General features: G+C 42.5%; 1 protein-coding gene. It reads left to right on the top strand.

The genetic code is table 11. The features are described 5' to 3' along the window. The coding region (locus AC23MB_RS14390) for an IS256 family transposase (RefSeq protein ID WP_487787658.1) at window positions 1-393 on the top strand (393 nt) is incomplete at both ends.

Raw genomic sequence — 393 nt, 5'->3', positions numbered from 1 at the left:
TACCCAGACCATTCGCTCGGTTTTCCCGGAATCTCAAACCCAAATCTGTGTCGTTCACCAGATTAGAAATGCTTGCAGATACGTGGTTTGGAAGGACAGGAAGGCGTTTTCTGCAGACATGAAGCACATATACACGGCTCCCACCAAAAAGGCTGCAAAAGCTGCCTTGGAAGATTTCGCCGAGAAATGGGAAAGTAAATATCTGTACGCAATACAGTCCTGGATAAACAATTGGGACGAGCTGACCGTGTTTTTTGACTTTCCGGTCGAAATCCGTAAGATCATCCATACCAACAATTTAATTAAAAATCTAAACGGAAAAATCAGAAAATACACCAAAAACAAAATGTCTTTCCCAACCGATGATGCAGTAATGAAGTCCGTTTATCTGGC

Source organism: Soonwooa sp. T0.1_25, from assembly GCF_057652215.1.
Note: the sequence above shows the minus strand (reverse complement) of the source record. Positions and strands in the feature narration are given on the sequence as shown.